Below are 25,531 nucleotides of genomic sequence, written 5' to 3'. Positions count from 1 at the left end.
TGAAGATCCTGTGGGAGCGGGCGTGCCCGCGAATGGATGCAACACCGATCAATGGGGGTGTATTTAGCCAAGAAGGCAGGCAAGATGGTTCACATGCATGTCCAGACAGGAAGCACAGTGTGAGCCAAGCTTTTGTAGTCGTTGATACCCCCGAACAGGCCGTCGACCGTCTGGCGGCCCTGCATGACCAGGCCACCGGGGCCCTTAGCCAGGCCCTCAAGCGTTACCTGAAGGACCGTACCGAGCCAGGCGTCGAAGAGCGCGACCTGTTCCGCTACCCGGCGCTGCGCCTGACCTACTACAGCCACGGTGAAGTCGCCGCCACCACGCGGGCTTACGCCAAGGTCCAGGTGGCCGGTACCTACAGTGTCACCATCACCCAGCCGGCTGCTTTCCGTGGCTACCTGCTGGAGCAACTGCGCCCGCTGATGCACGACTACACCGTCACGGTAGAGGTCGGCGTCAGCGAACAGAACATCCCTTACCCCTACGTGGTCGACCAGGGCGACGAACTGGCCGGCAGCGGCATCACCGCCGCGCAGCTGGCGCGGGTGTTCCCCAGCACCGACCTGTCGGCTGCCACCGACAACATCGCCGACGGCCTGTATGACTGGGGCAGTGCCGAAACCCTGCCGCTGGCGCTGTTCGATGCCGCGCGGGTCGACTTCTCGCTGCGCCGCCTGGTGCACTACACCGGCAGCGACTGGCGCCATGTGCAGCCGTGGATCCTGCTGACCAACTATCACCGCTATGTCGACCAGTTCATCAGCCACGGCCTCGACCAGTTGCGTGACGACCCGCGCTTCGTGCGCATGGTGCTGCCGGGCAACGTGGTGATCGAAAAGGGCATGGACCACGGTGAAACCCAGGCGCTGGTGGCCAGCGTGGTCTGGCACCGCTACCAGATGCCGGCGTATCACCTGATCGCCGCTGATGGCGACGGCGTCACGCTGGTCAACATCGGCGTCGGCCCGTCCAATGCCAAGAACATCACCGACCACCTGGCCGTGCTGCGCCCGCACTGCTGGCTGATGATCGGCCACTGCGGCGGCCTGCGGCAGTCGCAGACCATCGGCGATTATGTGCTAGCACACGCCTACATGCGCCGTGACGGCATTCTCGACCGGGTGGTGCCGCCGAACATCCCGATTCCGGCCCTGGCCGAAGTGCAGCTGGCCTTGCAGGAAGCCGCCGCGCAGGTCACCGGCGAGCGTGGCGAACAGCTGAAGAAGCGCCTGCGCACCGGCACCGTACTGACCTACGACGACCGCAACTGGGAGCTGCGCTGGGCCCAGGAGCGGCCGCTGATCAACCTGTCGCGTGCCGTGGCGGTGGACATGGAAAGCGGTACCATTGCCGCCCAGGGTTACCGCTTGCGCGTGCCGTACGGCACCTTGCTATGTGTATCCGACAAACCGCTGCACAGCGAGATCAAGCTGCCGGGTTCGGCCAATGCCTTCTATAACCGGGCGGTCAGCCAGCATCTGAAGATCGGCATTGCCGCCCTGGACCTGCTGCGCACCGAGCTCAACTCGCTGCACTCGCGTAAACTGCGCAGTTTCGATGAGCCGCCGTTCCGCTGAGGATCCATGTCACTGCCACCCCGTTCCAAGCCGCGCCGCCCCCAGGCGCGGCCTGCCGCCGGCCCGCGTCGCCAGCCCAAGGCGCCACCGGCCGAGCCGCGCCTGATCCTGTTCAACAAACCGTTCGACGTGCTGACCCAGTTCAGCGACGGCGACGGGCGCGCGACGCTCAAGGACTACATCGACATCCCCGGCGTGTACCCGGCCGGGCGGCTGGATCGCGACAGTGAAGGCCTGTTGCTGCTGACCAACGATGGCGGCCTGCAGGCGCGCATTGCCGACCCGAAGCACAAGCTTGCCAAGACTTATTGGGTTCAGGTGGAGGGGGAGCCGAGCGAGGAGCAGTTGCAGCGCTTGCGCGATGGCGTGGAACTGAACGATGGGCCGACCTTGCCGGCCGAGGCGCGGCGCCTGGACGAGCCCGAGCTGTGGCCGCGCAACCCGCCGGTGCGTTTTCGCAAGAGCGTGCCGACCAGCTGGCTGGAGCTGGTTATTCGCGAAGGGCGTAACCGCCAGGTGCGGCGGATGACGGCGGCGGTGGGGTTGCCGACCTTGCGCCTGGTGCGGGTGCGGATTGGCGACTGGGCGCTGGATGGGTTGGAACAGGGCTGCTGGCGCGAAGTGGCCGCCAAGCTTTAGTCCAGTTCAAGGGCCTATTCGCGGGCACGCCCGCTCCCACAGGTATGGTGCAGCCCTCAAGTGCAGCGCCAGACCTGTGGAGCGGGCGTGCCCGCGAATGGCCCTGAATGTTCTACACCCCTTCTAGAAACCCCACCACCACGCTCTTGATGATAAAGGCCAGCACCCCCAACCCCAGCACGAAGAACAGGATCAGCGTCCCGAACCGCCCGGCCTTGGACTTTTTCGCCAGGTCCCAGACGATGAAACCCATGAAACCGATCAATACGGTGACCAGGATGATCATCATCCACTCTTCGAATACGGCGGGATCCATCGGTGTTCTCCAGGCGGTTTGAGCGTTCGATTATACGCCTGCTGGCGCAGGCAATTAACGCAGGTGGGTCAATGGCAGCTCGGTGCTGGCCAGCACCTGGTTCAGCACGAAGCTCGAACGCACGCTGGTGACGCCCTCAATGCGGGTCAGGCTGCCTAGCAGCAGTTTCTGGTAGTGATCCATGTCGGGCACCACCACCTTCAGCTGGTAGTCGGCATCCATGCCGGTGACCAGGCTGCATTCGAGCACCTGTGGCAGGTTGCGGATGGCCGCCTCGAAGGTTTCGAAACGCTCCGGGGTGTGGCGGTCCATGCCGATCAGCACGTAGGCAGTCAGGCTCAGGCCCAGCTTCTTGCGGTCGAGCAGGGCCACCTGGCGCGAGATGTAGCCATCGTCCTCCAGTTGCTTGACCCGACGTGAGCATGGCGAAGGCGACAGGCCGATGCGTTCGGCCAGTTCCTGGTTGGAAATGCGCGCATCGCGCTGCAATTCGGCGAGGATGCTCAGGTCGTAGCGGTCAAGTTTGCTCATGGTTTATGCCTTTTCTGTTCGGATTGCGGTGAATTATCAATCCAGGGTGAAAAATTGCGCAAGTGCTATTTATCCGAGCAATCTTCGCAATCATCTGCCGCAACCTGTCCGGTATCTTTATCCACAGAATCACTGCCCGGACATCAGTCCACGGCGACGCGCCCTAGGCGGGCGGTCGCGGCCAGCCATCCAACAGGATCTGCAGGCCCCCGGGCTACACACCTTCCAGAAGACGGTGTGAGGTGAGCCGGCGCCACAAGTGCCGAGCACGGACGACAATTCCTGAAGGGAGGCCCAGCGGCCTCCCTTTTTTCATGTCCGGAAATTTAATTGGCCTGCGTGACAGGCGCGGTAGACTGGTTGTGGTTGCCGTATTTTCTACCGAGAGGAACAGCATGAAGTCGCGCATCTGGCAGTTGGCAGGTGTTGGTGTGTTGGGGTTGAGCATCAGCCTCGGGGCCATGGCCGAAGGGCCGGGCGAGGGGGCGCCGGGCCGCTCGCTCAATTCGCGTGACGAAGTGCAGCAGACCCAGCCGCCACGCCAGGGTTATTACCAGGACATTCCCCGCCGCCATGGCGATAACCGCCATTGGGAAGCCGGTGGCCCGGGGCAACGGCCCGGTGGTGACTGGCAAGGGCGCCCGGATGGTCATGGCAATGGCTGGGGGCCGGGGCCGCAGTATCGCCCGGGGCACGCCATCGATCATTTCCCGGACCGCTACTGGAAAGTACCCTACCGTGGCGATGACTACTTCTACTCCGGTGGTTACTGGTATCGCCCCCATGGTGGCCGCTATGTCGTGGTGACCCCGCCCCATGGCGTGCGGGTCGACTACCTGCCGCCCTATGCGCGGGAAGTCTGGCTGGGCGGGACGCTGTTCTTCCTGGTGGCCGATACCTATTACCAGTACCTGGCCGACAGCCGCGAGTACGTGGTGGTCAACCCGCCGGTTGCGGCGCCGGCACCTGTAGGCGGTGGGTATGACGTGGTGGCCTACCCGATGTATGGGCAAGGGCAGGAGCAGCAGGACCAGGACCGTTACCAGTGCCACCGTTGGGCGGTGAGCCAGTCAGGGTTCGACCCGGCGACGGCGACTTATGCACCGCCGGCCAATGTGGCGGACAACTACCGGCGGGCGCTGGGCGCTTGTTTCAGCGGCCGAGGCTACAGCATCAACTGAGCCAGATGTGCTGCCTGTCCCGGCCCTATCGCCGGCAAGCCAGCTCCCACAGGAACCGCACCGGCCTGAAGTAGTGCCTGTGGGAACTGCCTGTCCCGGCCCTTCGCTGGCAAGCCAGCTCCCACTGGCATTGCGCATGCCTTCAGGCCGGTGCGGTTCCTGTGGGAGCTGGCTTGCCGGCGATAGGGCCCTTGCAGGTTCACACCGGATCCGCATGCACCATCACATCCGCCTGTGGATAACGCTGGCGGATCACCTTCGACGCCTCCACGCACAAGGCATGCGCTTCATTTAGCGGCAATTGCCCCGGCATCTCCAGATGCAACTGCACGAACCACTGGTTACCCGACACCCGCGTACGCAGGTCGTGCACGCCTTTGACCCCGGGAATGGCCAGCACCAGCGCAGCCATGTCCTCGCCTACATCGCCAGGCAGTTCCTGGTCCATCAGGATGGCCGTACTCTCCCGGGCGATCTGCAGCGCGCTCCAGAGGATATAGACGGCGATGCCCAGGCCGAACAGCGCATCCAGCTGCGGCCAGCCAAAGCGTGCCAGCAGCAAGGCCAGCAGGATGCTGCCGTTGAGCAGCAGGTCTGAGCGGTAGTGCAGGGAGTCGGCCCGTACCGCCGTGGAGCCGGTCAGGCGGATGACCTTGTGTTGCAGTGCCAGCAGGGCAAGGGTCAGCACCAGCGACAGCAGCATTACCCCGATACCGACGGCGGTATCGCCCAAAGGTTGCGGGGTGTGCAGGCGTTCAACCGCCTGCACACCGATCAGCACCGCACTGACCCCGATGAACAGCGCCTGCGCCATACCGGCCAGGGCCTCGGCCTTGCCATGGCCGAAACGGTGGTCGTTGTCGGCCGGGCGCAGGGCGTAGTGCACGGCGAGCAGGTTGAGAAACGAGGCAACGGCATCCAGTGCCGAGTCGGTCAGCCCGGCCAGCAGGCTGACCGAGCCGCTCAGCCACCAGGCCAACGCCTTGCTCAGGACCAGGATGCTGGCCACCGCCAGCGATGCGCGAGTGGCCAGGCGTAGCAGGCGCTGGTGTTCAGCCGGGGTGGTCATCATCCGTGGGTAGTGTCCTTGTACTTCAGGCTGCAGGTACCAGGCCCAGGCTGGCCAACTGCTCGATGCTGCCGCGATGCTGGATCAGCCGTGGGTCGTTCAGCGGCAGGCGCTGGCCCAGTTCGCTTTCCAGAATGGCCTGCAGCTTCAAGTTGTCGACCTTGCCATCGGGGCTCACGGCCTCACGCAGCTTGACCGGGTCAACCTGGGCGGATCGCCCGCCTGGGTAATAGATGGCGCCCGTGGCGAAGTCGATACCGAAGGCGATCAGCCCCGGGATCACATAGAACAGGATGCCGATGGCATCCATTGCGGCAACCACTGGGTCGATCTTGCCGCCGATCTGGCCACGACGTTCCGGGTACAGAATGGTGCCGCAGGCCGTCAGTTGGGTCAGCAAGGTGACGATGAGGGCGCCACCGATGACGCGGGATGGGATGCGCATGTAAAAACTCCGAAAAGGTATTCAGCAGGGCAAGCGAAACGCCTGCACCTGAAGCTAAGACCATGATAGGGCAGCTTGGGTTCGCCGTTATACTCGCCAGACTGTTCGAGGACCACCATGATTTCATTACCGATCGATGCTGTCTTGCCCGCCCTGCGCCAGGCCCTGGAAAACCGTGACGAAGCGGTGCTCGAAGCGCCACCTGGCGCGGGCAAGACCACCCGCGTGCCGCTGGCGCTGCTCAACGAGCCGTGGCTGGCTGGGCAGAGCATTCTCATGCTCGAGCCCCGCCGCCTGGCAGCGCGGGCTGCGGCCGAGCGCCTGGCCAGCGAGCTGGGCGAAAAGGTCGGCGAAACCGTGGGCTATCGCATCCGCCTGGACAGCAAGGTCGGGCCGAACACCCGCATCGAGGTGGTGACCGAAGGCATCCTCACCCGCCGCCTGCAGGCCGACCCGGCGCTGGAAGGTGTGGGGCTGGTGATCTTCGACGAATTTCACGAGCGCAGCCTTGATGCCGACCTGGCCCTGGCATTGAGCCTGAATGGCCGGGAGTTGCTGCGGGAAGATCCGCCACTGAAGGTTTTGCTGATGTCCGCGACCCTGGAGGGCGAGCGCCTTTCGCGGCTGCTGAATGATGCCCCGGTGGTCAGCAGCGAAGGTCGCATGCATCCGGTCGACATCCGTTGGGGGCGGCCTTTCCAGCCGGGTGAGTTCATCGAGCCACGGGTAGTGGACAGCGTGTTGCAGGCACTGGCCGACCAGGCCGGCAGTGTGCTGGTATTCCTGCCAGGTCAAGCCGAGATCCGCCGGGTGCACCAGAGCCTGCAGGAAGCGCTGGGCGAGCGCCCCGAGGTCCTGCTTTGCCCGTTGCATGGCGAGCTCGATCTCGACGCCCAGCGTGCGGCCATCGACCCGGCGCCCAAGGGCCTGCGCAAGGTGGTGCTGGCCACCAACATCGCCGAGACCAGCCTGACCATCGACGGCGTGCGCGTGGTGATCGACGCGGGCCTGGCCCGGGTACCGCGTTTCGACCCCGGCAGCGGCATGACTCGTCTGGACACCCAACGCATCTCCCGTGCCAGTGCCACTCAGCGCGCTGGCCGTGCCGGCCGTATGGAGCCCGGCGTGTGTTACCGCCTGTGGTCCGAGGCCCAGCATGACCAGCTGGCCGCCCACGGCAGCGCCGAGATCATGCAGGCCGACCTGGCTGGCCTGGCCCTGCAACTGGCGCGCTGGGGTGTTACACCCGAGCAGTTGCGTTGGCTCGACCAGCCTCCCACGGCCGCCTTCGCCCAGGCCCAGGACCTGCTGGCGCGGCTCAACGCCTTCAAGCCCGGCAGCCGCGACAACCTCAGCGAACACGGCCAGGCCATGGCCGAGTTGCCGGCGCATCCGCGTATCGCGCATCTGCTGTTGCGCGGCCAGGACCTGGGCCTGGCACAGATGGCCTGCGATGTGGCTGCGCTGCTGGGCGAGCGGGATATCCAGCGCGGTGGTGGTGCCGATTTGCACAGCCGGCTGGCGCTGGTCAGTGGCGAAAGCAAAGCTTCCCGTGGCAGCCACGGCGGTGTGCAGCGTGCGCGCCAACTGGCTCGCCAGTACCGTGGCCTGCTACGTGGCAAACCAGGCGCGCCGGTTGCGGACCCCGGTCACCCGCGCTGGCTGGGCGCGCTGCTGGCGCTGGCCTACCCCGACCGCGTCGCCCAGCAGCGCCGCGAGGGCGGTGCGGAATACCGGCTGGCCAACGGCCGTGCGGCGCTGTTTGCCGAAGTCGATGCACTGATGAAGTGCCCGTGGCTGGTGATCGCCGACCTGGGCAGCCGCCAGGGTCAGCGCGAAGAACGCATCTATCTGGCCGCCGAGTTCGACCCGGCGCTGCTCGAGGGCGTGCTGGCCGAGCAGGTCGAGCGCGTCGATATCCTTGATTGGGACGAGCGTGAGCAGGTGCTGCGTGCAGAACGCCAGACCAAGGTCGGCGAGCTGGTGCTGGGGCGTGAACCGTTACCCAACCTGGATGACGATGCCCGCGGCAAAGCGTTGCTTGGCCTAGTGCGGCGCAAGGGCCTGAACCTGTTGACCTGGACCCCGGAACTTCGCCAATGGCAAGCACGGGTTGCGCTGTTACGTCAGCTTGATCTGGACAAAGAGGGGCAAAGCGATTGGCCTGACCTGGGGGACGAAGCGCTGCTGGCGACCCTGGAAGACTGGCTGCAGCCATACTTGGGCAAGGTCTCGCGGCTGAGCCATTTCGCCGCCCTGGATGTGTCCTCGATCTTGCGCAATCTGCTGCCTTGGCCATTGCCACAGCGCCTGGACGAATGGGCACCGGCGCATCTGGCGGTGCCCTCCGGCTCGAACATTCGCCTGGACTACAGTGAAAATCCACCGATTCTCGCCGTGCGTCTGCAGGAACTCTTCGGCCTTGCCGATACTCCGCGTATTGCCCAAGGCCGTCAGCAAGTGAAGTTGCATTTGTTGTCACCGGCACGGCGGCCGGTACAAGTGACCCAGGATCTGGCCAACTTCTGGCGCACGACGTATGCCGAGGTTAAGAAGGATTTGAAAGGGCGTTACCCCAAGCACTATTGGCCGGATGACCCTTTGGTGGCCGATGCGACCGCGCGGGCGAAGCCGCGTGGCACCTGAATGTGACGCAGAGCGGTAGCCAGATCGGTTGCCTTGTTCAGAGGGATCGAGATCTGGCTATCCTCATGAATCATGTAATTCGGCCAAAGAAAATTTGTGAAGGCTAAGAAGCGCCAATAGATGTGCGCTTCATCGAAGTACTCCCTATGAATTAATATTTCGTCAGGTCGAAGGTGACGATCTGACCTTTCTTGACATTCAGCGGGGCTAACGTTTCTTGGTACTCGTCTCGTTTGTAGTCAATGGCGCCCACGCTCTGCCCGCTTTGGTCTCGCAGATGACAGATGAGAGATCCATTGAGCAGGTGCAGTGGCTCGATCACCCAGTAATCGGTGACTTCGGCATACTTGTAGAAGCCGAGGTAGCCATTGCGGCTGACACCCAACTTCTTGTCTGGTTGTCCCCAAAGGTGGATGTGATAATGCAGGCGATCTTCGGTTTTGGAGATATAACGGAACTCCAACAGTGGCGGCAGCGTGCGTCCGCCCAATATTAACCAGTCATTCCCAGGGGAGAAATCAAAGAAACTATCATCGGTTTTGTCGCCACTACGACTAATCCGGGTATTGGCATAGCCACCGTCGACGCACATTAAAAGCCGGCCTCGAAACGATTCGGCATATTGAGTACTGATTGTTTGCTCCATGACGTTTTCCTCTAATGGCATTGAAGGTGTGTTTACACTAATGCCACCGTCGGGCGTGCGAGCAGAATGAAGATTTTCCCAGACGCCTCAAGCCCCGGCTTCACCTTCCAGCAGCATGAACAGGCGATACAGCACCACGGTACTGAACAGCTGCAGGAAGCCGCTCAGGCTGTCCATGGCCAGTTGGGCACCCGCTGCGGGTTCGGGAAAAGCCATCAGCAATAGCCCGTCGATCAGCCAGATCGGTGCCAGCACCCCCAGCACGCAGATCATGATGCGCATGAAGTGTCCGGTGGTCATGCGTGCGCTCTCGCGCATGGACTGCACCACCGGCAGGCCGCGCAGTACCAGCAGGTACTCGGCGAACACCAGGTTGATCATGATCCACACGCCCGGGAAGATGAACAGCGCCAGGCCGGCCATGATCAGCAGCGAGCTGATCAGGATCAGCAGGGCCAGCTGCGGCCACAGTTGCACGGCGCGGGCGAACAGGTCTCGCTTGGCGATTTCCTGGCCGTTGCTGCGGGTGTCGAGGTACAGGATCAGCGCGGCGCTGTACAGCGGGTAGAACAGCAGGCTGATCAGCATGCCGTAGGCCGGCGATGCCTGGTCGCCCATCTGCCGGTACAGCAGTTGGGTGAGCAAGGATTCCAGCACCACCAGCGGCAGGCACAGCTGGAGGATGTTCGGCAGGTGGCGGCGGAAGAAGTACAGGGAGTCGCGCAGGACGCTCAGCGGGTTCATCGGTCTACATCGCATGGCAGTAAAAACAGGGGCATAACTTTAGCCCAAAGCAGGCCTGGGGCTGTCACTTGCTGAAAAAAGTTTCACGCCACCGGTGATTGAATCCCACGCCTGTACGCCCCATCTTTGACGCTGTCCGTTGTCCGCTACCCCACGAGGTCGCCCCATGAATACTGAAGAACAAACCCTGATCGACGGCCTGTTCGGCCGCCTCAAGCAAGCCGAGGACCCGAGCCAGCCACGTGATGCGCAGGCCCAGGCATGCATCGAGGAACATGTGCGTCAGCAGCCGGCGGCGCCTTATTACATGGCCCAGGCGATCCTGGTGCAGGAGGCAGCGATCAAGCGCCTCGACGAGCAGAACAAGCAACTGGAAGCCGAACTGAAGCAGGCCCGTGCCCAGGCCGAGGCCGCCCGTGCCAGCAGCGCGCCGAGCAATGGCGGTGGTGGTTTCCTGTCCAGCATCTTTGGTTCGTCTGGGCGCAATGCGGCCCCGACCGTGCAACCGCAGCGTCCCGCTGCAGCCCCCGTGGCATCCGGCGGTGGCTGGCGTGAGCCGTCGGCGCCGGGCTTTTCCCAGCCACAAGCGCAGCAGCCTGCCTTTGGCGCTGCGCCGGCACGCAGTGGTGCCAGCAGCTTCCTCGGCGGTGCGATGCAGACTGCGGCCGGTGTGGCGGGTGGTGTGTTGCTGGCGCAGGGCATCAGCAGCCTGTTCAACCACAACTCGCAGCCGGAGGAGGTGGTCGAGGTGATCAAGGAAGAGCCGGCCCCGGCCAGCGACAGCGGAGGCTGGAACGACTCGGGGGCGCAGCAGCAGGTGGCTGACGACAGTGGTTGGGGCAGCGACCAGGGTGGTTATGCCGACAGCGATTATGGCAGCGATGATGGCGGGTTCTTCTCGGACGACGATTCGTACGTCTGACAGGTCTGGCATACTGCTGGCAATTTTGGGGGCGCTTTGCGCCCCTTTCGCGACACAAGGCCGCTCCTGCAAGGGTACGCGAACCCCTGTAGGAGCGGCCTTGTGTCGCGAAAGGGCTGCAAGGCAGCCCCCAGCATTCCAGGCCGACCAAGGGGTTCCAAGGTGAAAAAGATCGCGCTGTTCGCCGATGTGCAGAACCTCTACTACACCGTGCGCCAGGCCCACGGCTGCCATTTCAACTACACCGCCCTGTGGGCCGATGTCAGCCGCGAAGGCCAGATCGTCGAGGCCGTGGCCTATGCCATCGACCGTGGTGACAGCAAGCAGCAGCAGTTCCAGCAGATCCTGCGCAATCTCGGTTTCGATGTGCGCCTCAAGCCCTTCATCCAGCGCAGCGATGGCTCGGCCAAAGGTGACTGGGATGTGGGTATCACCCTGGATGTGATCGACGCCGCCAGCCGCGTCGACCAAGTGGTACTGGCCTCCGGCGACGGCGATTTCGACCTGCTGCTGGAGCGGGTGATACAGCGCCATGGCACCGAGGCAGTGGTGTATGGTGTGCCCGGGCTTACCGCACTGTCGCTGATCCGTGCCGCCACCCGTTATGTGCCCATCGAGGGTGCGCTGTTGCTAAAACACTGAGATTTTTCATGGAACGTATCGCTGTCATCGACTTTGAAACCACCGGCATCAGCCCCGGCGCCGGCTGCCGCGCCACTGAGGTGGCGGTGGTGATGCTGGAGGGCGGGCGCATCGTCGAGCGCTATCAGAGCCTGATGAACGCGGGCGTGCCGGTACCGGCCTTCGTCGCCGGGCTCACTGGCATCACCACCGCCATGCTGCGCAGTGCGCCGCCGGTGGACAAGGTGATGAACGAAGTGGCCGAGTTCGTTGGTGGTACCCCGCTGCTGGCACACAATGCCGCCTTCGACCAGAAGTTCTGGGACTACGAACTGAGCCGCATCGGCCGTAGCCGCAGCCAGGCCTTCGCCTGTTCCCTGCTGCTGTCACGGCGCCTTTTGCCGGCGGCACCGAACCACAAGCTGGGCACCTTGACCCGCTGGGCCGGGCTGCCGGATACCGGTACCGCGCACCGTGCCATGGCCGATGCCGAAATGGCCGCCAACCTGCTGCAACATCTGGCTGGCGTGCTGCGCCAGAGCCACGGTGTACAGCAGCTTTCGCACGACCTGCTCTGCCGCCTGCAGAAAACCCCGGCCGCCAAGGTTCGTGAAGCTCTGGCCAGGTACTGTTAGGGCTTCTTCTCCAGTTGCGCCAGCGGCACCCGCCGCTCCACAGCGCTTGAGAGAATGATCGAGGTCTTGCTGAAGCCGAACTGCGCGACTCGGTTGATCAGTTCTTCCAGCTCCGGCATCGAACCCACCGCTGCCTGCATGATGACGCAGGGGTCGCCGGTTACCCGGTGGCATTCGGTCAACTGGGGGATCTGGGTCAACGCTTCGTAGGCCTGCTGGTTGCCGTGGCTGGCCAGGCGCAGTTCGATCACGCACTGGATCGGCAGGCCGATCTTGCTCATGTCGACCTTGGCCTGGTAGCCGGTGATAACCCCGCTGGCCTCGAGCTTGGCCACCCGCTCGGCCACCGCCGGTGCCGACAGGTTCACCTGGCGCGCCAGTTGGGCGAAGGTGGCGCGGCCATTGTCGAGCAGGGCGGCGAGCAGCATGCGGTCGTACTTGTCCATGGGTTATTCCTGCTTGGTTTCGATTCGATTGAAAAGCATCCGAATAACCATGCAATGCAAAGTGTTCGGGCAATTTAAAGCTGTTTTGTAACTTAAGTTTACACGGTGGCCTTTCTAAACTAAGCCACCCGTAAACGGATTTCGAGTGTTTCCCATGCCTGCCTCCCGTCGCTTCCCGTTGTTGCTCATTGGCGCTTTCCTGGCCTTGTACCTGGTCTGGGGCTCCACCTACCTGTTCATTCGCATAGGCGTCGAGAGCTGGCCACCGATGCTCATGGCCGGGGTGCGCTTCCTGATTGCCGGGGGCCTGCTGTATGGCTTCTTGCGCTGGCGCGGTGTGCCGGCACCGACCTGGCCGCAGTGGCGGGCTGCGGGGGCGATCGGTTTCCTGCTGCTCAGCTGTGGCAATGGTGGCGTGACCGTGGCCGAGCATGCCGGTGTGGCCTCGGGCGTGGCGGCACTGGCGGTGGCGACGGTGCCGCTGTTCACCTTGCTGTTCGGCCTGCTGTTCGGGCACCGCAATTCGAAGCTGGAGTGGGCGGGGATCGCCCTCGGGCTGGCGGGTATCGGCCTGCTGAACCTGGGCTCCAACCTGCAGGCAAGCCCGATTGGCGCGGCGCTGATCATCTTTGCGGCAGCCTCGTGGGCATTCGGCTCGGTGTGGAGCAAGACCTTGCCGCTGCCCCAGGGGCCCATGGCCAGCGCCGCGGAAATGCTGGTTGGTGGCGCTGTGCTGCTGCTCGGCAGCGTGCTGTCTGGCGAGCGCATGACGCAGATGCCGACCGCTGCCGGCTGGGGGGCACTGGCCTACCTGGTGTTCTTCGGTTCGATCCTGGCGTTCAGTGCCTACATGTACCTGCTCAAGCATGTGCGCCCGGCAGCCGCCACCAGCTATGCCTACGTCAACCCAGCGGTGGCCGTGCTGCTGGGCATCGTCTTTGCCGGTGAGCAGATTGGTGCCGAAGAATGTGTGGCCATGGCGGTGATCATCGGCGCGGTCGTGCTGATCGGCCTGCCGCAGTGGCGCAAGGCACCTGAGCCGGCGCAGCCGTTGAAAGGCGAAATCTGCAAGTAGGCAGGGGTGATGCGGTAAACTTGCCGCCTTCGCTGAACCCCCTGACGGTATTGCCATGAATTTCGCCAAACTCGGCCTGATCGAACCGCTGCTGCGCACCCTGCAGCAACTGGACTACACCACCCCGACCCCGGTGCAGGCCAAGGCCATCCCCGCCGTGCTGGCCGGCCGCGACCTGATGGCCGCGGCCCAGACCGGTACCGGCAAGACCGCGGGCTTTGCCCTGCCTGTGCTGCAGCGCCTGGCGCTGGAAGGCGAGAAGGTGGCCAGCAACTCGATCCGCGCGCTGGTGCTGGTGCCCACTCGTGAGCTGGCCGAGCAGGTGCACAACAACGTGCGCGAGTATGCCGAGAACCTGCCGCTGAGTACCTACGCGGTGTATGGCGGGGTCAGCATCAACCCGCAGATGATGCGCCTGCGCCGTGGTGTCGACCTGCTGGTGGCCACCCCGGGGCGCTTGCTCGACCTGTTCCGGCAGAACGCCGTGAAGTTCAACCAGGTGCAGACCCTGGTGCTGGACGAAGCCGATCGCATGCTTGACCTGGGCTTTGCCGAAGAGCTGCAGTCGGTGTACGCCGCGCTGCCACGCAAGCGCCAGACGTTGCTGTTCTCCGCCACTTTTTCCGACCAGATCCGCATGCTGGCGGGGCTGGCCCTGAACGACCCGCTGAGCATCGAAGTCAGCCCGCGCAATGCCACGGCCACCAGCGTCAAGCAGTGGCTGGTGCCTGTGGATAAAAAGCGCAAGGTCGACCTGTTCTGCCACCTGCTGCGCAAGCAGCGCTGGAAGCAGGTGCTGGTGTTCGCCAAGACCCGCAATGGCGTCGATCAACTGGTGGAGCGCTTGCTGGCCGAGGGTGTGAATGCCGACGGTATCCACGGTGACCGCCCGCAAGCCACCCGCCAGCGCGCGCTGGACAGCTTCAAGGCCCGCGAAATCCAGGTGCTGGTGGCGACCGATGTGGCGGCCCGCGGCCTGGATATCGACGACTTGCCGCTGGTGGTCAACCTTGACCTGCCGATCGTTGCCGAGGATTACGTGCACCGCATCGGGCGTACCGGGCGGGCGGGCAACAAGGGCGAGGCGATCTCGCTGGTGTGTGCAGATGAAGTGCAGCTGCTGGCGGCAATCGAAGTGCTGACCCGGCAGACCCTGCCGCGTCATGAAGAGCCGGACTTCATCCCTGACCACCGGGTGCCGATGACCGACGCCAGTGGCCAGGTGATCAAGAAGCCGAAGAAGCCCAAGAAGCCGAAGGAAAACAGCGCCAAGCGCGGATTGGGGCGCTGGATGGACAGTGCTGAATCAGGCAGTGCGGAGCCGGCGGTGAAGGCGGTGCGCAAGGTGCCGAGCTTCAATGGTGGGGCGCGCAAGCGTAAGCCGTAGCCAGGGAAGCTTGGCCCCTGTGGGAGCGGGCGTGCCCGCGAAACAGGCACTGCGGTGCATGGCACGGGCTTCGCCCGTATTCGCGGGCACGCCCGCTCCCACAGTGGATCGAGTATGTGTCAGGACTTCAGCCAGCTTGCCGCCGCCCGCCCGGCGCGCAAGCCGCTGGCAAAGCACGCTGTCAGCAGATACCCCCCAGTCGGCGCCTCCCAGTCCAGCATCTCGCCGGCACAGAACACCCCCGGCATGCCCTTGACCATCAAGCCCTCATCCAGCCCCTCGAAACGCACCCCGCCCGCGCTGCTGATCGCCTCATCCAGTGGCCGCGTGCGCACCAGCGTGATCGGCAATGCCTTGATCGCCCTCGCCAAGGCACCAGGGTCGGCAAAGGTCGCCTGATCGGTCAGCTCGCGCAACAGCGCCGCCTTGACCCCATCGATACCCAGCTGGCTGTGCAGGTGCTTGGCCATGGAGCGCGAACCCCGTGGCTTGGCCAGCGCCTGGGCAATCTTGTCCACAGGCTTGTCCGGCAACAGGTCGAGCAGCAACACCCCGTGGCCCTCACGGTTGATGGCCTCGCGCACCAGCGCTGACCATGCATACACCAGGCTGCCTTCCACACCCTGCGCGGTGAGGATGAACTCGCCCTTGCGCGGCGCGCTGCCGGGAACGCTGAGGGCAATGTTCTTCAACGGCGCACCGGCGAACTTGTCCTTGAGCAGCGCACTCCAGCCTGCCACTTCAAAACCGCAGTTGCTGGGTTGCAAGGGCGAGATATCCACAGCCCGTGCGGCCAGCAGCGGCTGCCAGCTACCGTCCGAGCCCAGTCGCGCCCAGCTGCCGCCACCCAGCGCCAGCACCACCACGGCGGCCTTCACCAGGCGCTCGCCTTGTGGATAAGCAATCCGCAATGCGCCTTCGGCATTCCAGCCCAACCAGCGGTGACGGGTGTGGATAACTACCCCGCTGTCGCGCAGGCGCTTGAGCCAGGCGCGCAGCAGTGGCGCGGCTTTCATGTCGGTGGGGAACACCCGGCCCGAGGTGCCGACGAAGGTTTCGATACCCAGGCCGTGAATCCACTGGCGCAAGGCGTCGGCATCGAAGTCCTGCAGCAGCGCGGCGATTTCGCCCTGGCGCTCGGCATACCGGCTGACGAACGCCGGGTAGGGCTCGGAATGAGTGATGTTCATGCCACCGACACCCGCCAGCAGGAACTTGCGGCCCACCGAAGGCATGGCATCGAACACCTCGACCGCCAGGCCCGCCTGGGCCAGTGCTTCGGCGGCCATCAGGCCGGCTGGGCCGCCGCCGATGACGACAGCGAGGGGAGGGGAGGCGGGGCTCAGATCAGGCATGGTGGGCAGCAGGCTGTGGAAAAGAGGCGCATTCTAGCGCAGCGCGGCCTGTGGAAGCACTGCTCAAAAAATGATCAGAGCTTTGCAGGCCTTGCATGTAAAGGGCTGCAGCGCCTTTCCCGCAGGTTATCCACAAGCGGTTCCACAGTCATTGTGAACAACCGATGACGCGTGCCGCGCTGTGATGAAGGATGCCATGGCGCCTGGCCAAGGCTGCGCGGTCCTTGCTGTAGCCACCGCCGATCACGCCCACCACCGGGATGTCGCGGCCCAGGCAGTGGCGCAGTACCGCTTCGTCGCGGGCGGCAACGCCTGTATCGGTCAGTTGCAGATAGCCCAGGGCGTCGTCCTTGTGCACATCGACCCCGGCGTCGTACAGCACCAGGTCGGGTCGATAGAGTGGCAGCAGGTAGTTGAGGGCGTCGTCCACCACCTTCAGGTAGGCCATGTCGCCCATACCGCGGGGCAGGGGGATGTCCCAATCGCTTTGTGCCTTGCGCGCCGGGAAGTTCTGTTCGCAGTGCAGCGACACGGTGATGGCGTCTGGTGTGTCGTGCAGGATGCGCGCGGTGCCGTCACCCTGATGCACATCGCAGTCGAAGATCAGTACCCGGTGTACCCGGCCAGCCTCCAGCAGGTAGCGGCTGATCACGGCCAGGTCGTTGAAGATGCAGAAGCCGGCAGGGTGGTCGTAATGGGCGTGGTGGGTGCCGCCGGCAAGGTGGCAGGCGATGCCGTGCTGCAGCGCCATCTCGGCGCTCAGCAGCGAGCCGCCTACGGCGCGCACGGTACGCCGAGCCAGGGCCTCGCTCCAGGGCAGGCCGAGGCGGCGCTGGTCCTCACGCGACAGGTCGCCGTTCATGTAGCGCTCGATGTAGCTGCGGTCGTGGGCTAGGGCGAGGATGTCGTTGGGGCAGATGTCCGGGCGCAGCAGGGCTTGGTCGGTGGTCAGCCCGCTGTCGATCAAGTGGTCGTGCAGCAGGCGAAACTTGTCCATGGGGAAGCGGTGTTCGGCAGGGAACTCCGGGCTGTAGTCTTCGTGGTAGATCAGCGGCAACGGCATGGGTGGGGTCGCTATCGGGGCCAGTGCTGATCTTGCCATGGCTGGGGCAGCTTTGCTGCCCAATCGCCGGCAAGCCAGCTCCCACAGGTACTGCACAAGGCGAAAAGGCTATGGGATACCTGTGGGAGCTGGCTTGCCGGCGATGAGGCCAGAAAGGGCAGTGCAAGGCAGTTGCCCTGGCAGGCAGGAGTGGCGTCAGTGCTGTTTCGTGGTACTGGCCAGCACCCGTTGCCAGTCCGGCTCGTTCAGGCGGCCGAGGATGCGCGTCTTGCCATTGCCATCCACCGAAACGAACAGCGCACTGGCATAGCCGCTTTCACGCTCGCCCCCCGCAACCTTCTGCTGGCGGGCAAAATGGTCGATGCAGCCGTTGTGGGTCACCAGCACCAGGTTATGCCCCGGTCGTTTGTGTGCCAGCGCTTCGCTGGCGAACTGGCTGTCACAGCTTTCCAGCCAGTCCTCACTGGCCACCGCCTGGCCAAGGATGAAATGCGCGGTTTGCCGTGTGCGCAGTTTCGGGCTGCTGAGCATATCGGCGTTGTTCAGGCCCAGCTGGTGCAGCCCTTGGCCAACACGTTCGGCAGCCTGGCTGCCGGCCACGGTGATGCCGGTGGGGTCGTCCAGGCACGGGCCGGGGGCGCTGTCGCAGCGCTCGGCGTGGCGGATCATCACGATCACCGCACCGTCGGCCCAGTCCTGCAGCAGGCCGCTGTCACTCAATTGTCGTTCGTTGCCAAGGTCCACGATGTGCGTCCTCGTCGCCAGCCAGGTGCTCAACGCCGCCACGACCATGCACAGGCCAAGGGCGGCACCGAGGGCTTTGCGGGTCAGGCGTCGCTTGCGCCTGGCGTGGATGGCTGGGTGCCCCAGGGTGTTGCTCGATAGCATGCGTTGCTCCGTTGGCATGGTCGCGGCTGGCGCGGCGGTATTGGCTGGCATCCTGCCAACAGGCCTGTCGGGGGGCGGTGAAGGGCGTGTGAAAATTGCATTCGGCTGCGCCGGCTGGGTGAAACCTGCACCCGCGCCTACGCTGTAAACTGCAAGACGGTAAAACCGGAGCACGCCCGATGACCCCTATCCTGCAACTGGAAAGCGCGCGGCTGGTGCTGCGCCAATGGCACGACGACGACCTGCGCGAGTTCGCCGCCCTGTGTGCCGACCCGCAGGTGATGCGCTACTTCCCGGCGCCGCTGACGCGCGTGGAGGCAGCCGCGCTGATCGGCCGCGTGCGCGGGCATTTCAATGAGTACGGCTTTGGCCTGTGGGCCCTGGAGCGCAAGGACAGCGGTGCCTTCATCGGCATGACCGGGTTGCTGCACGTGGGCTTCGATGCCGATTTTGCGCCGGCGGTGGAGATCGGCTGGCGCCTGGCACGCCGCCACTGGGGCCTGGGTTTCGCCAGCGAGGCGGCGTGGACCTGCCTGCGCTGTGCTTTCGCCCAATTGCGCCTGGAGGAGGTGGTGTCGTTCACTAGCAAGAGCAACCTGCCCTCGCAGAAGGTCATGCAGGCCATCGGTATGCAGCAGGACCTGAATGGCAGTTTCGAACACCCCCGCCTGCCCGTGGGCCATCCGCTGCGCCCGCATGTGCTGTACCGCATCGACCGCGCAAACTGGGAGCGTACCCTGCGCGCCTGAATGCATGGCCATGCCCGGCGCGAATGACAAACCCTGTATCATTTGCCTTCATAAGAGTGCTGTAGAGACCTGTTTGCCTTGCTAGGAGAACCCCCGATGAGTCATGTGTTGGACGACCTGGTCGACCTGTTGAGCCTCGAGTCCATCGAGGAGAACCTGTTCCGTGGCCGCAGCCAGGACCTGGGCTTCCGCCAGCTGTACGGTGGGCAGGTACTGGGCCAATCGTTGTCGGCGGCCAGCCAGACGGTCGAGGATGCACGCCATGTGCATTCGTTGCACGGCTACTTCCTGCGCCCTGGCGATGCCAGCCTGCCGGTGGTGTATTCGGTGGACCGCGTGCGCGATGGCGGCAGCTTCAGCACCCGGCGGGTGACTGCGATTCAGAAGGGCCAGCCGATCTTCACCTGCAGCGCTTCGTTCCAGTACGACGAGGAAGGTTTCGAGCACCAGGCGCAGATGCCCGAGGTGGTCGGCCCGGAGAACCTGCCCACTGAAGTCGAGCTGGCTCGGGCCATGGCCGACCAGTTGCCCGAGCGCATTCGCGACAAGGTGCTGTGCGCCAAGCCGATCGAGATCCGCCCGGTCACCGAGCGCGACCCGTTCAACCCCAAGCCTGGCGACCCGGTGAAGTACGCCTGGTTCCGCGCCGACGGCAACCTGCCCGATATCCCCGCCCTGCACAAATACATGCTGGCCTACGCCTCGGACTTCGGCCTGCTGACCACTGCGTTGCTGCCCCATGGCAAATCGGTGTGGCAGCGTGACATGCAGATCGCCAGCCTCGACCATTCGCTGTGGTTCCATGGCAACCTGCGTGCCGACGAGTGGCTGCTGTACGCCACCGACAGCCCTTGGGCGGGCAATGCCCGTGGCTTCTGCCGCGGCAGCATCTTCAACCAGGCCGGGCAACTGGTGGCGTCGTCGTGCCAGGAAGGCCTGATTCGCCATCGCAAGGACTGGGCATGAGCCTGGGCGAGGTGCGCAACTGGGTGTTCGACATGGACGGCACCCTGACCGTGGCCGTGCACGATTTTGCCGCCATCCGCGTAGCGCTGGATATCCCGGCCGAGCACGACATCCTCACCCACCTGGCAGCCTTGCCGGCGGACGAGGCGGCGGCCAAGCATGCCTGGCTGCTGGAGCACGAGCGTGACCTGGCGATTGCCTCCACGGCGGCCACCGGGGCGGTGGAACTGGTGCGCGAACTGGCCCAGCGTGGTTGCCGGCTGGGCATTCTGACCCGCAATGCCCGTGAGTTGGCGCATGTGACGCTGGAGGCCATCGGCCTGGCGGACTGCTTCCCGGTGGAGCACATTCTGGGGCGTGACGAAGCGGCGCCCAAGCCAAGCCCGGATGGGCTGCTGAAGATTGCCAATGCCTGGGGTGTGGCACCGGGTGAGCTGGTGATGGTGGGGGATTACCGGTTTGACCTGGACTGTGGGCGGGCCGCAGGGGCGCGCACGGTGCTGGTGAACCTGCCGGACAATCCGTGGCCGGAACTGGTGGATTGGCATGCGGCCGATTGCCGGGCATTGAGGGTAATGCTGGGCTGAGTTTTTGTGTCGCCTGTGCGGGCCTCTTTCGCGGGCTTGCCCGCTCCCACAGGTACTGCAGTGCTGTTGAGGGTGGTGTAGATCCTGTGGGAGCGGGCAAGCCCGCGAAGAGGCCGGACCTGTCTATGCTGAACCCCAATCTTTTCCCTGAAGGAGACCTATCCATGACCAGCAAGGCCATCTACGTAAAACCCGGCGGCGGCTACGACAAGGTCGAGGTCGGTACCAGCGAGGCTCTCGCCCCCCAGGCCGGTGAAATCACCGTGCGCCTGCACGCCAGCTCGCTCAACTACCACGATTTCGCCGTTGTCAGCGGCATGTGGGGCCCGAGCGAGCGGCGCATCCCCATGGCCGATGGCGCTGGCGAAGTGGTCGCGGTGGGTAGCGGCGTCACCGAGTTCCAGGTCGGTGACAATGTGGTCAGTACCTTCTTCCCCGACTGGCTCGACGGCCAGGCCAATGTGGAAGGCTTCGCCAGGGTGCCCGGCGACGGTATCGATGGTTACGCCCGTGAACAGGTCACCGCTCGCGCCACCGCCTTCACCCTGGCGCCCAAGGGCTTCAGCCATGCAGAAGCTGCCACGCTGACCACGGCCGGTCTCACGGCCTGGCGTGCGTTGATGAGCGACGACCATCTCAAGCCAGGCGATACGGTGCTGGTGCAGGGCACCGGCGGTGTGTCGATCTTCGCCCTGCAGTTTGCCAAGCTGGCCGGCGCGACGGTGATCGCTACCTCGTCCAGCGACGCCAAGCTGGAGCGCCTGAAGGCCCTGGGTGCCGACCACCTGATCAACTACAAGAGCACCCCGGCGTGGGGTGAGAAAGTGCGCGAGCTGACCGGCAACCGCGGCGTCGACCATGTGATCGAAGTGGGTGGCCCGGCGACGCTGGAGCAATCGATGATTGCCGCGCGCATTGGTGGGCATGTGTCGTTGATCGGCATCCTCACCGGCGTGGCCGGGCAATTGCCGCTGGTGCAGGCGCTGGTGCGGCAGATTCGCCTGCAAGGCGTGCTGGTGGGCAGCCGCGCCCAGCAGCAGGCGATGGTGCGGGCGATCGATGCCAACGGCCTGCGGCCGGTGGTGGACAAGCATTTCGAGCTGGAACAGATCGTCGAGGCGTTCCGTTATCAGGAGAGCAACCGGCATTTCGGCAAGATCTGCCTGACCTGGTAATGGCGGGGGGCTGCTTTGCAGCCCATTCGCCGGCAAGCCAGCTCCCACTTCGACCGCATCGGCCTCAAGCCATTCGCTACCCCTGTGGGAGCTGGCTTGCCGGCGATCGGGCCGCGCAGCGGCCCCTAGTCCGGCAACAACCGGTCGCGGCTATTGGACAGGTGCAGGCACACCGCTGCCCGCGCCGCGTCCGGGTCCTGCCGGCGGATGGCATTGAGGATCGCCTCATGCTCGAGGTTGGCCAGGTACGCCTGCCGCGCCAGCTTCGCCCCGCTGCGTTCGGCCAGAGCCATGCGGTTGCGCGGGATCAGGCCGTTGCCCAGCTGCAACAGCATTTCAGTGAAGTACAGGTTGCCAGAGGCCTCGGCGATCAACAGGTGAAAGCGCCGGTCGGCCTCGATGCAGCTGTCGCCGGCGGCGGCCAGGTCCTGGTAGTCATCCAGCGCCTGGCGCATTCGCCTCAGGTGCCCCTCGTCACGGCGTAGCGCGGCCAGGGCGGCGGCCTGGCCTTCCATGCCGATGCGCAGCTCCAGCAGGTCGCGTACATTCGCCGCGCTTTCCGCAGCGATGCGCAGGCCGGCCTGGGCCTGGCGCTCCATCACGAACGTACCGATACCGTGGCGTGGCTCCACCAGCCCCGAGGCCTGCAATTTCGACAGGGCCTCGCGGACCACGGTGCGGCTGACCCCATGTTCGCGCACCAGGCTGTTTTCCGAGGGCAACTTGTCGCCTGGCTTGAAGGTACCCAGCAAGATCTGTTGGGTCAGGCTGGAGACCAGGTCATGGGCACGGCTGTGGCCGCGTTTGTGGGCTTGTTCGGTGGCCATGGTGTGATCCGATTGTTGTTGTACTTGTACGACAAGTTAATCGATAAAAATATTTCTTGCCGATTTTTCCTGCGGTCAAGCCAGCGAGTAGTTTGACTGTTTTTGCAAGATCGACGCATATTGGCTTTGCGGTAGCTTGTATTTTGTGATTTTGCCGATGTTGTTGATCTTGTCGTACAACTGCGCTGCGCATATGCTCCTCCCCACTGCCATGTCAGACAACCTCGACCCGCACAAAAACAATTAGTGGGAGATCCGCAAGTGAACGATACCCTCGCTCCGTCTGCCCGGAATGAAGGCGACGCCCTGGCCAGCGCCGTGGCCAAGGTCAAGCGCCACGTCCTGCCGCTGTTCGTCATCATGTTCATCGTCAACTACCTGGACCGCGTCAACATCGGCTTCGTCCGCCCCCATCTGGAAAGCGACCTGGGCATCAGCGCCGCGGCTTATGGCTTTGGCGCCGGCCTGTTCTTCATTGGCTACGCGCTGTTCGAAGTGCCCTCGAACATGTTGCTGCAGAAGGTCGGGGCACGGCTGTGGCTGACCCGCATCATGTTCACCTGGGGGCTGGTGGCCACGGCCATGGCCTTCGTGCAGAACGAAACCCAGTTCTACGTGCTGCGCTTTCTGCTGGGCGTTGCCGAAGCGGGCTTCTTCCCCGGGGTGATCTACTACTTCACCCGCTGGTTGCCGGCCGCCGAGCGTGGCAAGGCGATTGCCATCTTCCTCAGCGGCTCGGCATTGGCGTCGCTGATTTCCGGGCCGCTGGCCGGCGCGCTGATGCAGATCCAGGGCTTGGGCATGCATGGCTGGCAGTGGATGCTGTTCATCGAAGGCATGGCCTCGGTGACGCTGTGCTTCTTCGTGTTCTTCTGGCTCGACTCCAGGCCGCAGGACGCCAAGTGGCTGAGCCAGGCCGAGCAGGAAGCACTGGTGGCCGCCATCGATCGCGAGCAGCTTGAGCGCGAAGCGGTCGGCGCGGTCAGGCCATCGGCCTGGAGCCTGCTCAAGGACCGCCAGATCCTGCTGTTCTGCCTGATCTACTTCTGCATCCAGCTGACCATCTACGCCGCCACCTTCTGGCTGCCGAGCATCATCAAGCGCATGGGTGACCTCAGCGACCTGCAGGTCGGCTTCTTCAACTCGATCCCGTGGCTGATCTCGATCCTGGCCATGTATGCCTTCGCCGCAGGTTCGGCGCGCTGGAAGTTCCAGCAAGCCTGGGTCGCAGGTGCGCTGGTGATCGCTGCCATCGGCATGTTCATGTCCACCACGGGTGGGCCAGTGTTCGCCTTTGTCGCGGTGTGCTTCGCGGCCATCGGTTTCAAGTCGGCATCGTCGCTGTTCTGGCCGATCCCGCAGGGCTACCTGGATGCCCGCATCGCCGCAGCGGTGATCGCGTTGATCAACTCGGTCGGCAACCTCGGCGGCTTCGTCGCCCCCACCACCTTCGGCCTGCTGGAGCAGCAGACCGGTTCGATCCAGGGCGGCCTGTACGGCCTGGCGGTGACCTCGGTGCTGGCAGCCATTGCCATCTTCTTCGTACGCACTCGCCCAAAGGGCGCCCCTTCCGATGACCTCAAGGCCCCTTCGGCCCTGGGTCAGAGCCATTGATGACTGCGAGACAACAACCATGAACATGCAGACCCTTCACACCAGCACCCCCGTGGTCACTGATCTGCGCGTGATCCCCGTCGCCGGGCACGACAGCATGCTGCTCAACCTCAGTGGTGCCCATGGCCCGTTCTTCACCCGCAACGTGGTGGTGCTGCGTGACAGCGCCGGCAATACCGGGTTGGGCGAGGTGCCCGGCGGCGAGAAGATCCGCCAGACACTGGAGGACGCCCGCAGCCTGGTGGTCGGCCAGCCGATCGGCCATTACCAGCGCGTGCTCAATGCCATGCGCCAGACCTTCGCCAACCGTGACTCGGCTGGTCGCGGCCTGCAGACCTTCGACCTGCGCATCACCGTGCATGCGGTGACGGCCATCGAGTCGGCGCTGCTCGACCTGCTCGGCCAGCACCTGAACGTGCCGATGGCGGCACTGCTGGGGGAGGGGCAGCAGCGCGAGGCGGTGAAGATGCTCGGTTACCTGTTCTACATCGGCGACCGCCAGCAGACCGACCTGGCCTACCGCAACGAAGCCGATGCCGAGGACGACTGGTTCCGCCTGCGCCACGAAAAGGCCCTGACCCCGGACGCGGTGGTGCGCCTGGCCGAGGCCGCCGAGGCGCGCTATGGCTTCAGCGACTTCAAACTCAAGGGCGGGGTGTTGCGCGGCGAGGAGGAGATGGAAGCGGTAACGGCGCTGGCCGAACGCTTCCCCGAAGCCCGCATCACCCTCGACCCGAATGGTGCCTGGTCATTGAAGGAGGCCATTGCCCTGTGCCGCGACAAGCACGATGTGCTGGCCTACGCCGAAGACCCGTGCGGTGCCGAGAACGGCTACTCGGGCCGTGAGGTGATGGCCGAGTTCCGCCGCGCCACCGGCCTGCCCACCGCCACCAACATGATCGCTACCGACTGGCGGCAGATGGGCCATGCGATCCAGTTGCAGTCGGTGGACATTCCGCTGGCCGACCCGCACTTCTGGACCTTGCAGGGGTCGGTACGGGTGGCGCAGATGTGCAACGACTGGGGGCTGACCTGGGGTTCGCATTCCAACAACCACTTCGATATCTCGCTGGCAATGTTCACCCAGGTGGCGGCTGCGGCGCCGGGTGAAATCACTGCGATCGACACCCACTGGATCTGGCAGGACGGCCAGCGCCTGACCCGCGAACCACTGCGCATCGTCGACGGGCATGTGCACGTGCCGGCGCGGCCGGGGCTTGGGGTGGAGCTGGATGAAGACCAGCTGGCCAAGGCGCATGAGTGCTACCGCAACATGGGGTTGGGCGCGCGGGATGACAGCGTGGCAATGCAGTTCCTGATTCCGGGGTGGAGCTTCGATAACAAGCGGCCTTGCCTGGTGCGCTGAGGCTGCTGGCCCTTTCGCGGGCTTGCCCGCTCCCACAGGTACTGCATCAGGCTCC

At 64.5% G+C, this 25,531-nt stretch carries 26 protein-coding genes; 15 read left to right on the top strand and 11 right to left on the bottom strand.

The window, feature by feature from the left end:
- The first annotated feature begins 119 nt into the window (after positions 1 to 119).
- Complete coding sequence (gene amn / locus B2790_RS00865; RefSeq protein WP_025340748.1) at positions 120 to 1,583, top strand: AMP nucleosidase; 1,464 nt, start codon at positions 120 to 122, stop codon at positions 1,581 to 1,583.
- Positions 1,584 to 1,589: 6 nt separating this feature from the next.
- Positions 1,590 to 2,222, top strand: a complete 633-nt coding sequence (locus tag B2790_RS00860; protein ID WP_087499493.1) for a pseudouridine synthase — start codon at positions 1,590 to 1,592, stop codon at positions 2,220 to 2,222.
- Between the two features lie 112 nt (positions 2,223 to 2,334).
- Here the strand turns inward: B2790_RS00860 and B2790_RS00855 are convergent, their stop codons facing one another.
- Positions 2,335 to 2,538 (bottom strand): DUF2788 domain-containing protein, encoded by a 204-nt coding sequence (locus tag B2790_RS00855; RefSeq protein WP_013974331.1) that lies wholly within the window; start codon positions 2,536 to 2,538, stop codon positions 2,335 to 2,337.
- A 54-nt stretch (positions 2,539 to 2,592) separates the two neighbouring features.
- Positions 2,593 to 3,069, bottom strand: a complete 477-nt coding sequence (locus B2790_RS00850) for an Lrp/AsnC family transcriptional regulator (protein ID WP_003249795.1) — start codon at positions 3,067 to 3,069, stop codon at positions 2,593 to 2,595.
- Positions 3,070 to 3,464: 395 nt separating this feature from the next.
- Between B2790_RS00850 and B2790_RS00845 the strand changes: the two genes are divergently transcribed.
- Positions 3,465 to 4,250, top strand: coding sequence for a DUF6515 family protein (locus B2790_RS00845; protein ID WP_286918056.1), 786 nt, complete (start codon positions 3,465 to 3,467; stop codon positions 4,248 to 4,250).
- A 199-nt stretch (positions 4,251 to 4,449) separates the two neighbouring features.
- On the opposite strand, the gene B2790_RS00840 is transcribed toward B2790_RS00845, so the two are convergent.
- Together B2790_RS00840 and B2790_RS00835 are read right to left on the bottom strand one after the other, a co-directional pair.
- Complete coding sequence (locus tag B2790_RS00840; RefSeq protein WP_286918055.1) at positions 4,450 to 5,322, bottom strand: cation diffusion facilitator family transporter; 873 nt, start codon at positions 5,320 to 5,322, stop codon at positions 4,450 to 4,452.
- 22 nt (positions 5,323 to 5,344) lie between these two features.
- Positions 5,345 to 5,764, bottom strand: a complete 420-nt coding sequence (locus B2790_RS00835; RefSeq protein ID WP_046613202.1) for a hypothetical protein — start codon at positions 5,762 to 5,764, stop codon at positions 5,345 to 5,347.
- A gap of 117 nt (positions 5,765 to 5,881) precedes the next feature.
- Between B2790_RS00835 and hrpB the strand changes: the two genes are divergently transcribed.
- Positions 5,882 to 8,410: an ATP-dependent helicase HrpB gene (gene hrpB, locus B2790_RS00830; protein WP_286918054.1), complete on the top strand. Its 2,529-nt coding sequence runs from the start codon at positions 5,882 to 5,884 to the stop codon at positions 8,408 to 8,410.
- A 151-nt stretch (positions 8,411 to 8,561) separates the two neighbouring features.
- On the opposite strand, the gene B2790_RS00825 is transcribed toward hrpB, so the two are convergent.
- Together B2790_RS00825 and B2790_RS00820 are read right to left on the bottom strand one after the other, a co-directional pair.
- On the bottom strand, positions 8,562 to 9,056 hold the full coding sequence (locus tag B2790_RS00825) for a hypothetical protein (RefSeq protein WP_286918053.1): 495 nt from the start codon (positions 9,054 to 9,056) through the stop codon (positions 8,562 to 8,564).
- 87 nt (positions 9,057 to 9,143) lie between these two features.
- A complete protein-coding gene (locus B2790_RS00820) occupies positions 9,144 to 9,800 on the bottom strand; it encodes a YciC family protein (RefSeq protein WP_286918052.1) in 657 nt (218 codons plus the stop codon).
- Between the two features lie 166 nt (positions 9,801 to 9,966).
- Here B2790_RS00820 and B2790_RS00815 point away from each other — a divergent pair, with 166 nt between their 5' ends.
- The 3 genes from B2790_RS00815 (at position 9,967) to B2790_RS00805 (ending at position 11,978) form a co-directional block, all read left to right on the top strand.
- Positions 9,967 to 10,722 carry a DUF2076 domain-containing protein gene (locus tag B2790_RS00815; protein ID WP_137162469.1) on the top strand — a complete coding sequence of 252 codons (756 nt, stop codon included), beginning with the start codon at positions 9,967 to 9,969 and terminating at the stop codon, positions 10,720 to 10,722.
- Between the two features lie 162 nt (positions 10,723 to 10,884).
- Positions 10,885 to 11,364, top strand: a complete 480-nt coding sequence (locus tag B2790_RS00810; protein WP_004576858.1) for an NYN domain-containing protein — start codon at positions 10,885 to 10,887, stop codon at positions 11,362 to 11,364.
- 8 nt (positions 11,365 to 11,372) lie between these two features.
- Positions 11,373 to 11,978: a 3'-5' exonuclease gene (locus tag B2790_RS00805; protein ID WP_013974323.1), complete on the top strand. Its 606-nt coding sequence runs from the start codon at positions 11,373 to 11,375 to the stop codon at positions 11,976 to 11,978.
- Here B2790_RS00805 and B2790_RS00800 read toward each other — a convergent pair.
- The gene (locus B2790_RS00800; RefSeq protein WP_015271918.1) at positions 11,975 to 12,424 is read right to left on the bottom strand and encodes an Lrp/AsnC family transcriptional regulator; all 450 of its coding nucleotides are present in this window, start codon (positions 12,422 to 12,424) and stop codon (positions 11,975 to 11,977) included. The two genes, B2790_RS00805 and B2790_RS00800, sit on opposite strands and share 4 nt — an antisense overlap.
- A 154-nt stretch (positions 12,425 to 12,578) precedes the next feature.
- Here B2790_RS00800 and yedA point away from each other — a divergent pair, with 154 nt between their 5' ends.
- Positions 12,579 to 13,499, top strand: coding sequence for a drug/metabolite exporter YedA (gene yedA, locus B2790_RS00795; protein ID WP_286918051.1), 921 nt, complete (start codon positions 12,579 to 12,581; stop codon positions 13,497 to 13,499).
- 55 nt (positions 13,500 to 13,554) lie between these two features.
- Positions 13,555 to 14,886, top strand: a complete 1,332-nt coding sequence (locus tag B2790_RS00790) for a DEAD/DEAH box helicase (RefSeq protein WP_013974320.1) — start codon at positions 13,555 to 13,557, stop codon at positions 14,884 to 14,886.
- A gap of 119 nt (positions 14,887 to 15,005) precedes the next feature.
- Here B2790_RS00790 and B2790_RS00785 read toward each other — a convergent pair whose 3' ends face one another.
- The 3 genes from B2790_RS00785 to B2790_RS00775 all read right to left on the bottom strand — a co-directional run bounded on the left by B2790_RS00785 (position 15,006) and on the right by B2790_RS00775 (position 18,192).
- A complete protein-coding gene (locus B2790_RS00785) occupies positions 15,006 to 16,241 on the bottom strand; it encodes a TIGR03862 family flavoprotein (protein ID WP_286918050.1) in 1,236 nt (411 codons plus the stop codon).
- Between the two features lie 148 nt (positions 16,242 to 16,389).
- Positions 16,390 to 17,304: a histone deacetylase family protein gene (locus B2790_RS00780; protein ID WP_137164741.1), complete on the bottom strand. Its 915-nt coding sequence runs from the start codon at positions 17,302 to 17,304 to the stop codon at positions 16,390 to 16,392.
- 195 nt (positions 17,305 to 17,499) lie between these two features.
- Positions 17,500 to 18,192, bottom strand: a complete 693-nt coding sequence (locus B2790_RS00775) for a histidine phosphatase family protein (protein ID WP_286918049.1) — start codon at positions 18,190 to 18,192, stop codon at positions 17,500 to 17,502.
- Between the two features lie 179 nt (positions 18,193 to 18,371).
- Here B2790_RS00775 and B2790_RS00770 point away from each other — a divergent pair, with 179 nt between their 5' ends.
- The 4 genes from B2790_RS00770 (at position 18,372) to B2790_RS00755 (ending at position 21,669) form a co-directional block, all read left to right on the top strand.
- Positions 18,372 to 18,941, top strand: a complete 570-nt coding sequence (locus B2790_RS00770) for a GNAT family N-acetyltransferase (RefSeq protein WP_286918048.1) — start codon at positions 18,372 to 18,374, stop codon at positions 18,939 to 18,941.
- A gap of 96 nt (positions 18,942 to 19,037) precedes the next feature.
- The gene (gene tesB / locus B2790_RS00765) at positions 19,038 to 19,907 is read left to right on the top strand and encodes an acyl-CoA thioesterase II (protein ID WP_046613155.1); all 870 of its coding nucleotides are present in this window, start codon (positions 19,038 to 19,040) and stop codon (positions 19,905 to 19,907) included.
- Positions 19,904 to 20,494 carry an HAD family hydrolase gene (locus B2790_RS00760; RefSeq protein WP_286918047.1) on the top strand — a complete coding sequence of 197 codons (591 nt, stop codon included), beginning with the start codon at positions 19,904 to 19,906 and terminating at the stop codon, positions 20,492 to 20,494. The genes tesB and B2790_RS00760 overlap by 4 nt, the downstream gene beginning before the upstream one ends.
- A 164-nt stretch (positions 20,495 to 20,658) precedes the next feature.
- A complete protein-coding gene (locus B2790_RS00755) occupies positions 20,659 to 21,669 on the top strand; it encodes a zinc-dependent alcohol dehydrogenase family protein (protein ID WP_025340731.1) in 1,011 nt (336 codons plus the stop codon).
- Positions 21,670 to 21,794: 125 nt separating this feature from the next.
- On the opposite strand, the gene B2790_RS00750 is transcribed toward B2790_RS00755, so the two are convergent.
- On the bottom strand, positions 21,795 to 22,496 hold the full coding sequence (locus B2790_RS00750) for a FadR/GntR family transcriptional regulator (RefSeq protein WP_286918046.1): 702 nt from the start codon (positions 22,494 to 22,496) through the stop codon (positions 21,795 to 21,797).
- A 261-nt stretch (positions 22,497 to 22,757) separates the two neighbouring features.
- Here B2790_RS00750 and B2790_RS00745 point away from each other — a divergent pair, with 261 nt between their 5' ends.
- Positions 22,758 to 24,110, top strand: a complete 1,353-nt coding sequence (locus tag B2790_RS00745) for an MFS transporter (protein ID WP_286918045.1) — start codon at positions 22,758 to 22,760, stop codon at positions 24,108 to 24,110.
- Between the two features lie 19 nt (positions 24,111 to 24,129).
- A complete protein-coding gene (gene gudD / locus B2790_RS00740; RefSeq protein ID WP_274078615.1) occupies positions 24,130 to 25,476 on the top strand; it encodes a glucarate dehydratase in 1,347 nt (448 codons plus the stop codon).
- Positions 25,477 to 25,531 lie beyond the last annotated feature (55 nt).

The sequence above is a fragment of the Pseudomonas sp. UBA6753 genome, from assembly GCF_002453565.1.
GTDB lineage: Bacteria > Pseudomonadota > Gammaproteobacteria > Pseudomonadales > Pseudomonadaceae > Aquipseudomonas > Aquipseudomonas putida_Z.
The sequence above is the reverse complement of the archived record's forward strand: the minus strand, read 5'-3'. Positions and strand labels throughout refer to the sequence as shown.

What these genes read in the sequence shown, in the direction of transcription:
- B2790_RS00860 (WP_087499493.1), top strand. Translation starts at nt 1,590, where the DNA reads ATGTCACTGCCACCCCGTTCCAAGCCGCGCCGCCCCCAGGCGCGGCCT.
- B2790_RS00855 (WP_013974331.1), bottom strand. Translation starts at nt 2,538, where the DNA reads ATGGATCCCGCCGTATTCGAAGAGTGGATGATGATCATCCTGGTCACC.
- B2790_RS00850 (WP_003249795.1), bottom strand. Translation starts at nt 3,069, where the DNA reads ATGAGCAAACTTGACCGCTACGACCTGAGCATCCTCGCCGAATTGCAG.
- B2790_RS00845 (WP_286918056.1), top strand. Translation starts at nt 3,465, where the DNA reads ATGAAGTCGCGCATCTGGCAGTTGGCAGGTGTTGGTGTGTTGGGGTTG.
- B2790_RS00840 (WP_286918055.1), bottom strand. Translation starts at nt 5,322, where the DNA reads ATGATGACCACCCCGGCTGAACACCAGCGCCTGCTACGCCTGGCCACT.
- B2790_RS00835 (WP_046613202.1), bottom strand. Translation starts at nt 5,764, where the DNA reads ATGCGCATCCCATCCCGCGTCATCGGTGGCGCCCTCATCGTCACCTTG.
- hrpB (WP_286918054.1), top strand. Translation starts at nt 5,882, where the DNA reads ATGATTTCATTACCGATCGATGCTGTCTTGCCCGCCCTGCGCCAGGCC.
- B2790_RS00825 (WP_286918053.1), bottom strand. Translation starts at nt 9,056, where the DNA reads ATGGAGCAAACAATCAGTACTCAATATGCCGAATCGTTTCGAGGCCGG.
- B2790_RS00820 (WP_286918052.1), bottom strand. Translation starts at nt 9,800, where the DNA reads ATGAACCCGCTGAGCGTCCTGCGCGACTCCCTGTACTTCTTCCGCCGC.
- B2790_RS00815 (WP_137162469.1), top strand. Translation starts at nt 9,967, where the DNA reads ATGAATACTGAAGAACAAACCCTGATCGACGGCCTGTTCGGCCGCCTC.
- B2790_RS00805 (WP_013974323.1), top strand. Translation starts at nt 11,373, where the DNA reads ATGGAACGTATCGCTGTCATCGACTTTGAAACCACCGGCATCAGCCCC.
- B2790_RS00800 (WP_015271918.1), bottom strand. Translation starts at nt 12,424, where the DNA reads ATGGACAAGTACGACCGCATGCTGCTCGCCGCCCTGCTCGACAATGGC.
- yedA (WP_286918051.1), top strand. Translation starts at nt 12,579, where the DNA reads ATGCCTGCCTCCCGTCGCTTCCCGTTGTTGCTCATTGGCGCTTTCCTG.
- B2790_RS00790 (WP_013974320.1), top strand. Translation starts at nt 13,555, where the DNA reads ATGAATTTCGCCAAACTCGGCCTGATCGAACCGCTGCTGCGCACCCTG.
- B2790_RS00785 (WP_286918050.1), bottom strand. Translation starts at nt 16,241, where the DNA reads ATGCCTGATCTGAGCCCCGCCTCCCCTCCCCTCGCTGTCGTCATCGGC.
- B2790_RS00780 (WP_137164741.1), bottom strand. Translation starts at nt 17,304, where the DNA reads ATGCCGTTGCCGCTGATCTACCACGAAGACTACAGCCCGGAGTTCCCT.
- B2790_RS00775 (WP_286918049.1), bottom strand. Translation starts at nt 18,192, where the DNA reads ATGCTATCGAGCAACACCCTGGGGCACCCAGCCATCCACGCCAGGCGC.
- B2790_RS00770 (WP_286918048.1), top strand. Translation starts at nt 18,372, where the DNA reads ATGACCCCTATCCTGCAACTGGAAAGCGCGCGGCTGGTGCTGCGCCAA.
- tesB (WP_046613155.1), top strand. Translation starts at nt 19,038, where the DNA reads ATGAGTCATGTGTTGGACGACCTGGTCGACCTGTTGAGCCTCGAGTCC.
- B2790_RS00760 (WP_286918047.1), top strand. Translation starts at nt 19,904, where the DNA reads ATGAGCCTGGGCGAGGTGCGCAACTGGGTGTTCGACATGGACGGCACC.
- B2790_RS00755 (WP_025340731.1), top strand. Translation starts at nt 20,659, where the DNA reads ATGACCAGCAAGGCCATCTACGTAAAACCCGGCGGCGGCTACGACAAG.
- B2790_RS00750 (WP_286918046.1), bottom strand. Translation starts at nt 22,496, where the DNA reads ATGGCCACCGAACAAGCCCACAAACGCGGCCACAGCCGTGCCCATGAC.
- gudD (WP_274078615.1), top strand. Translation starts at nt 24,130, where the DNA reads ATGAACATGCAGACCCTTCACACCAGCACCCCCGTGGTCACTGATCTG.